The sequence below is a fragment of the Mesorhizobium sp. WSM3224 genome, assembly GCF_000427725.1.
Lineage (GTDB): Bacteria > Pseudomonadota > Alphaproteobacteria > Rhizobiales > Rhizobiaceae > Mesorhizobium.
The window spans coordinates 1-7,219 of record NZ_ATYO01000059.1; the positions used below are offsets into that span (position 1 = coordinate 1).

At 60.5% G+C, this 7,219-nt stretch carries 2 protein-coding genes and 8 pseudogenes; 6 read left to right on the forward strand and 4 right to left on the reverse strand.

Annotated features, from left to right (window positions below; translation table 11 throughout):
- Both YU3_RS42000 and YU3_RS42005 read right to left on the reverse strand, forming a co-directional pair.
- Positions 1 to 197 (reverse strand): annotated as a pseudogene (locus YU3_RS42000) (IS66 family insertion sequence element accessory protein TnpB); the annotation flags it as partial.
- Between the two features lie 72 nt (positions 198 to 269).
- Positions 270 to 461, reverse strand: a pseudogene (locus YU3_RS42005) (IS110 family transposase); the annotation flags it as partial.
- A 67-nt stretch (positions 462 to 528) separates the two neighbouring features.
- Here YU3_RS42005 and YU3_RS0133615 point away from each other — a divergent pair.
- Positions 529 to 1,089: pseudogene (locus tag YU3_RS0133615) on the forward strand (transposase); the annotation flags it as partial.
- Positions 1,090 to 1,361: 272 nt separating this feature from the next.
- On the opposite strand, the gene YU3_RS0133620 reads toward YU3_RS0133615, so the two are convergent.
- On the reverse strand, positions 1,362 to 2,477 hold the full coding sequence (locus tag YU3_RS0133620) for an IS110 family transposase (protein ID WP_036260261.1): 1,116 nt from the start codon (positions 2,475 to 2,477) through the stop codon (positions 1,362 to 1,364).
- Between the two features lie 272 nt (positions 2,478 to 2,749).
- Here YU3_RS0133620 and YU3_RS41100 point away from each other — a divergent pair.
- The 4 genes and pseudogenes from YU3_RS41100 to YU3_RS38265 all read left to right on the forward strand — a co-directional run.
- Positions 2,750 to 2,902: pseudogene (locus YU3_RS41100) on the forward strand (IS1380 family transposase); the annotation flags it as partial.
- Between the two features lie 412 nt (positions 2,903 to 3,314).
- The gene (locus tag YU3_RS0133625) at positions 3,315 to 4,490 is read left to right on the forward strand and encodes a Xaa-Pro peptidase family protein (protein ID WP_027170265.1); all 1,176 of its coding nucleotides are present in this window, start codon (positions 3,315 to 3,317) and stop codon (positions 4,488 to 4,490) included.
- Positions 4,491 to 4,806: 316 nt separating this feature from the next.
- A pseudogene (locus YU3_RS40150) lies at positions 4,807 to 5,026 on the forward strand (ATP-binding protein); the annotation flags it as partial.
- Positions 5,027 to 5,197: 171 nt separating this feature from the next.
- A pseudogene (locus YU3_RS38265) lies at positions 5,198 to 5,681 on the forward strand (integrase core domain-containing protein); the annotation flags it as partial.
- Positions 5,682 to 6,697: 1,016 nt separating this feature from the next.
- On the opposite strand, the pseudogene YU3_RS41475 reads toward YU3_RS38265, so the two are convergent.
- A pseudogene (locus tag YU3_RS41475) lies at positions 6,698 to 6,971 on the reverse strand (IS5/IS1182 family transposase); the annotation flags it as partial.
- A 51-nt stretch (positions 6,972 to 7,022) separates the two neighbouring features.
- On the opposite strand from YU3_RS41475, the pseudogene YU3_RS42010 reads away from it, so the two are divergent.
- Positions 7,023 to 7,219 (forward strand): annotated as a pseudogene (locus YU3_RS42010) (IS66 family insertion sequence element accessory protein TnpB); the annotation flags it as partial.

Genomic DNA, 7,219 nt, shown 5'->3' on the forward strand with positions numbered 1-7,219 from the left:
GGGGCTACGCCGAACGCTTGCGCGACCTCGGTCACCGACGACCCCGCCGCGCTCGCCAGGTCGACCAACGCGCGCTTCTCGGCGCAACTCCACAGCCTCCGTTGCCGCGCGCGGCCGGGCATCGTTGCACGATCTTCGGCCGCCGCCGCACCGCTTAACTCGGCGACCACATCGCCCCCTGCATGTTCCAATGTCATGGCGCGAAAGCTCCATGTTCATCAGCCCATTGCAAGGTGCCGTGGTGCAGCGCTTACCATACTGCGCAGCAGCCGACCCCAGAAATGTGCACCCGGGCAAGCTTCCAGCCCAACCAAGCAGCTCGGAAGGACGCGGAAGAATTGCTCCACGTCATCACGCCTGAGCTTCCGTCGGACAATTGCTCTCCCATGCTGGTCAGCCCCGTGAACCTGAAAGACTGATTTGGCAATGTCGAGGCCGACCACGTGAACTTCATCTCGCATGGCAATATCCTTCTGTTTGACCACGCTCCATTCTCCTCGCCACAGGGGAAGGGGGCGTCCATGCCATCACGTGCGCAGGCGCTTCTATGAACTCGCCGCGACCGGTCCCGCGCCGATCGCCAGCGAGGCGCTGAGACGGATCGCCGAACTTTATCGCATTGAAGACGACATCCGTGGACGATCGGCGGAGCAGCGTCGTGCCGTGCGCCAGGAAAAGAGCCTGCCGATCGCCGTCGCTCTTGAGCCCTGGCTGCGCGAGAAGCTCGGGCCGATCAGCCAGAAGACAAAGCTCGCCTCGGCGATCCGATACACGCCGTCGCGCTGGGAAGGCCTCTTGCGCTTCCTCGACGATGGCCGCATCGAGATCGATAGCAACACTGTTGAACGTTCGATCCGTCCTATCGCGCTAAACCGCAAGAATGCACTCTTTGCCGGATCGGACGGTGGCGCCGAGCACTGGGCCTTCGCCGCTTCGCTGGTCGAAAGCGCCAAACTCAACGGCGTCGAGCCGCTCGGCTATCTCACCGACGTCCTCACCAGCATCGTCAACGGCCACCCAAACAGCCAGATCGACGATCTGCTGCCGTGGGCCTACATCCGCGCTCCTGAACTCAGCGCAGTGGTCTGAGAACAATCAAGGTTTGGAGCGCGGGAGCTCGCCCGATCCGAGGAACGGCTGCTCATTCCGATGATCGCGCATGGGTGGAGGCGGAACTGAAGGACGTCGGTGATCAAGCTCTGATGCGCGGATTGGCTACCGCATTCCCGATTGTGCGTCCGGGGCTGTTCCTATCTTACTGCGGGCGTCGGACAAATTGCCGGCCACAAAGCGTCTGACGGGCATTCCCCTGCCGGGGTCCCGCCTCCGCCCATGCGCGAGATGAAAGCCACCGTAGCGGTCTACGATTTGGTCGCCTGGGCCTCCCTTGCAACAGCCCACATGAAGCCGGCCAGTTCACGGGCGATCGCTGTGCACACCACCGTTGTCCTCTTGCCTCGTCCGCTCAACATTCGATAGCGGGCGGTCAGCCGTGTTTGAGCCTTCCATGCGATCTCGCGCACCTTCGGTGAAGCTTGCTCCAACCGGTACAGCTTCGCCTTGCCCACTTTTGGCGGATGCCGGTAGGTCCACGCGCTCTCGACCAGCATATGGCGAACCCGGCCGTTCCCCGCCTTGGTGATGCCGCCCCGTCTAACTGTCTCACCGGTCGATCGTTCGCCAGGAACAAGGCCAAGATAACCCATGAGCTGGCGCGGACTCTCGAACCGCTGCACGTCGCCAACCTCGGTGGCGAATGTCACGGCAACGATCAGGTCTACGCCCCTCAGGGTCTGCAGTGCCCGGACGATCGGCGCTAGTGACCAAGCAGGAACGAACTCCTTTATCACACGCTCCAGGCGCTCGACCCGCTCTTTCGACACGCGCACCGCTTCGACCATTTCCTGGAGTGCGATCTGATGCGCGGGATGATCGAACGGCTGCTCCTGCAGCCAGCGTAGATAGCGCATCGTCCAGCCCTTCTTGCGCGGATAGATACGGCCGTGCTTGAGCATGAAGGCGCTCACATGCTGCCGGTGAACGCGCAGCGTCTCGACTGCAGCTGTCCGGGCGCGGACAAGATCCCGCATGGCCTCGTGACTTCCATCGGGTACCCACACCGCCGTCAGTTCGCCGGCGCGCAGCAGTCTGGCCAGGGAAAGAGCATCCCGGCGGTTTGTCTTCACCCGGTCGCCGGGCTTCGTTGGGATCAGCGATGGGGCGACCACCATGCATTCATGGCCGAGCGATCGGATTAGCCGATAGAGACCATAGCCGGTCGGGCCGGCCTCGTAGCAGAAATACACCCGATCAAACTTGGCGGCGATCCGCTGGACAACACGGCGCATACTCATGTCCGACGCATCAACCTCGCCGAAGAAGCGAACCTCTCCTTCCCGGCCGGCATCCGCAACCGCGATGGCGTTCTTCAGTTTCGCGACATCGATTCCGACAAATGCTTCCCTATAATCTGCCACGGCTCGTCCTCCTGTGATGAGGATCGGCTCGGCCCGCCCGAGCAACCCTCGGACGCGCAGTGTAGGGCGAGCCACCTCATCAAACAGAGGCGGACATACGGTCTTACGAGGGGCAGGCCATCCCATAATCACGAAGCGCTCGAAATTGGGGGGGCGAGCAGCTAGCCGGATAATTCATGGGGGTTGGCGGATGTGGTGCAAGCCGTTGAAATAAAAACGTAGGATTTGGTTGCTTACGCCAATCCTAATCATTTCCGGAGACCACACCCGCCATGAACGATCCTACGCTGCCGCTGAGCGGTTTGTCATCTGTCGGAGGCAAGTCCGTCGTCGCCCGTTTCGACGGCGGCATGCTGTCGTCCAACAGTGGCGTTCTGGCTCTGGCCGAGGTGGAGAAGCGGCTGCGGGTGGCGGAGCGTCTGGCGCGCTCGTCCAGGGGGCATGCACGGGGCATGTCGGTTTCTGATGGAGGTGCCGTTCAGACAATTCGCCGCCCAGCGCTTTGCCTGGAATCGTCGCATACTCGAAGGAGCCACCTTGCGACTCGCCTCGCTCGATCACGAGGTTCGCTGTAAACCGTCCCTGAGACAATCGGCGTATCCGCGGCGCCGCAGACTGCCTCGTTCCGCGAGTTTCGACATTCACTCTCTCTGACGGTTCTCGCATCTCGTCGCCAGATGACGACGATATAAAAACTTCATTTGACGCAACGCGCTGGGACGGTTGAATGTCGCCTCCTGACCCAAAGCCCGGAACGTTGAGCGACAGCCTCTGACTTCGGTCCGATCCATATTGTTGCGAACCAAACCACTGCATGGCAAATCATTGAGGTGAGATATGGCGACGATGTCCTCAGCTATTCCTCTGACGGGTGTTCCGTTCCCGAGATCCGAGTACGAGCGCCGGTGGCGTGACGTGATGGCGGCAGTGGGGAGCGCGGGGTTGGACGCTCTTGTAGTGACCGCCCATGGCCATCTTCGGTATCTTAGCGGATACGATGGCAGTGGCGGATACTTCGCACCATTTCCTCTGGTCATGGTGCCTGGTCGATCGCCAACATATGTCGTACGACAGTATGACGAGCAAGCGGTTCGTTCGTATAGTTGTATTGATGAGATCGTTATTTATACGCACCAGCAAGATTTTGGGAAAGTGTGTGCCGACGTGCTTCGTCGGTATGGCTTGCAAAGCAAGAGGGTCGGTTTTGAGCTTGGCTGCTGGAACCTCTCGTTGGCAGATGTCAATGCGCTTCAGGCGCAGCTTCCTGGCTTAACGATCGCGGATGCGACTCGGTTGGTTTCTTCGGTGGCAGCGGTAAAGGGCGAGCTAGAACTCGAGTGCATGCGCGACGCAATGCGCATGACTGACCTAGCAGTGCGAACCTTCCAAAGCTCGCTACGCGAAGGTGTTACCGAACTGGAAATGGCAGCGACTATGGCGGCGGCCGTCAGGGCAGACGCCAGCAACGCTGGCGGGGAGGTTGGGCTTTCTGGCGGTACCATTTTGCTCGGGGAACGGACGAAGTTGCCGCATGCCCCCCCATCTCGGCATCCAATTAGTAATAACGAGCCGGCTTTTCTGGAAATCGGCGCATCAAAACACGGGTACACCGTAGGGATGGTCCGGTGCGCTGTGCTTGGCCGACATCCTGAGGCTGAGTCTTTGCACAGTTTGGCCGAGGAGGTCATTGAGGCCCTGGTTGCCGCAGTTAAGCCGGGTATCTCCGCGGCGGCAGTCGATGCTGCTGGCCGTGAGGTGCTGAAGCGATCTGGGAGAAAGGGAGTGTTTCGTCAACGAACTGGATACCAGACTGGCATCAATTGGACTGAACGCGGTGACTTGAGCTTGGAGCCGGGGGCGGAGGATATACTGAAGCCCGGTATGACCTTGCACATGCCAAATATATTGTGCAGTGAAAACGGCTACTTATTCGGAGCTGGCGCTCACGTGCTGGTGATAGAGCATGGTGCGGAGCTACTGAGCCAAACGCCACCTACGCTCTATCGCGCATGATGCTTAGGCCTGTCGAATCAAGTCGAAGATGAAGGGTGGGGAGCGGGGCGCAGCTCGGAGGGGCTCCGGGAACTTTCTCGGACCATGGCTTGAGGACCTTGTGGAAGCAATCGCGTCACTCGGGATTTCTTGAATCTGAGCCTTCTGGGCTCCGGCCTGGGGCTATTTCGTCGGGCCGGGCTATAGGAACGAAATCGAACCGGGGCTGAATGTCGGAATTACATCCGCTCAATGCTTTGTCCCGTGGATTTCAACAAGCTCTAGGCGGATCCCGATACCCCGAACCGCGAACGCAAGTGACGGCTGCCCACCTGTCTTCGAACTCGTGTCACGGCGCTACGAGAAAGGATCGATCCTGATCGCCTCCAACCGCTCCGTGGGCGAATGGGGAAGGTGTTTGGCGACCCCGTTGTGGCCACCCCGATTCTGGACCGCCTGCTTCACAGTCAACGGTGATCACCATCCGCGGCGACAGCTCCCGTCTCCGCGAAAAGCGTCGGTCCCGCCTTCTGCAGAAGACCGGACCTCTGCTCTGATCCCCGATAACTGGATCGTTTTTGGTTAGGAGTTTTTCGCTGTATTTTCCTGGCTGGGAGAAGGAGGCGGAAGACGATGAAAGCATCGAAGTTTTCGGACGCGCAGAAGGCGTTCATTTTGAAGCAGGGCGATGACGGTGTGACCGTGGCGGAGATCTGCCGCAAGGCCGTGTCTGGGCTATGGATTTTGTTCATGACCAGCTTGCGACGGGCAAGAAGCTGCGCATCCTGACCATCATCGACACCCATTCGCGCTATTGCCCGGCGACCGATCCGCGCTTCACGTATCGCGGCGAGGATGTGGTTCAGACCCTCGAACGCGTATGCGGCCAGATTGGCTATCCGAAGACGATTAGGGTCGACAATGGCAGTGAGTTTATCTCGCGGGATCTCGATCTGTGGGCTTACGCCAACGACGTCACGCTCGACTTCTCACGGCCGGGAAAGCCCACCGACAACGGCTATATCGAGGCCTTCAATAGCAAGCAGGGCCGAATGCTTAAACGCGCACTGGTTCCTGACGCTTGCAGATTCCCGTGAAAAGTTGGAGGATTGGCGTCGATACTACAATGAGGTTCGTCCTCACAGTGCGATCGGATATAAGGTCCCGATCGCACTGCAAAATCCCGGTGGCGCTGCCAGCCCGTTACCGTGATCGCAGCCGGAAAACTCCAGCTCCCGGCGCTCCAAACTTCGGTCTCAGAGCACCGACGCTTGAACCCAATGAAACTTCAAACCAGTGAAGGGGGTCAGTTCCTCAATTCGCCAAAGCGATCAAATCCTCACTCGCTTGACATCGGGACCGCGATCATGAAAGGCCCAGTGCCTCTACCATCGTCGCCGCCATTGTCGGCGGCGTGGTCAGCGGAATCCGCAGTCGCACCTTGCCCACCGCTGGTGGTGCCGCCCGCACCGAAGCGCGACAGGCTTATCGGGAACCACGACAACTTCGGCAAAGCCCGTCTGGCGGGTGCTCAGATCAGGCTGGTCGCGATATCGTACTGACGCGCTATTGGCGTCCCGGTGGGCCCGGGCGCAAAGCCGCGGCCAGATCCGGTACTGATCCTCTTCACTCCACCGACGACGACGACGCTCAGGCCCGGTCAATAACATGGCTCATGCTGTGCCGCAAACTACGCTCGTAAGGACGACCTTAAAAGCACAGCCTCGCTACCGTGCCATGCTCGCGCAAGGCGGCCCTCGCCGGAGGTACGGTGCAGACGGGAGCCACGAAAGAGGCCCAGCGGGCAGGAATAGAAGCCGCTCGGGCACAGGAGGACCGCTACAGGCAAGCCAAGTCATGAACGGCCCGCCTCCGGACGGTCGCCGACATGCTTGGCGACGAACGTCCGCCGTTGCCAGGGCGTCAGGGCTCACCCGCCAGACAGTGTTGCGGAAGAGTCTGCGGCGGCCGAGAAAAGTACTTGCTGCTTGGGGCATGTAGCAGAGCGCAGAGATGGCTTACACGTTGGCAACGACGTTGATCGCCCTTTACGCATATGCGGAGAGGTGGCAGTCGTAAGGATGCGCGTCGGTCGGTAGCCTCTGGGAGGGGCACGGGGCCGGCCTTTCCATGTCCGGTTTCGCACATCCCGGCTTCGATATCGAAGTCGCCGAATGGGCGACGCCAAAGGCACCGCGCGGCCTTCTAACACGCAAATCCCGACTGCCGTCCATCGGTTGACGCTTTATCGACGACCAGGCCTCGATCAGCATGCCGTCGACCGAGAAGTGATCCGTCGACAGAGCTTCTTGGGTGCGCCAGCACCGCCGCCAGGAACTTTGCAGCGATGTCGCCCTCCAGCAGCCGATCACGGTTCTTGGAGAACACCGAATGATCTAGGCCGTATCGTCGACGCCAATCCCGACTAACCAGCGTCATATTCCAGCCGTCCATCGACAGCCGCTATGAGCGAATCGAGTAGAACGCCTGCAAAAGGTAAGCGCTGCACCACGGCACCTTGCAATGGGCTGATGAACATGGAGCTTTCGCGCCATGACATTGGAACATGCAGGGGGCGATGTGGTCGCCGAGTTAAGCGGTGCGGCGGCGGCCGAAGATCGTGCAACGATGCCCGGCCGCGCGCGGCAACGGAGGCTGTGGAGTTGCGCCGAGAAGCGCGCGTTGGTCGACCTGGCGAGCGCGGCGGGGTCGTCGGTGACCGAGGTCGCGCAAGCGTTCGGCGTAGCCCC

Coding starts and splice junctions, on each gene's coding strand:
- YU3_RS0133625 (WP_027170265.1), top strand. CDS start 3,315: ATGGCGACGATGTCCTCAGCTATTCCTCTGACGGGTGTTCCGTTCCCG.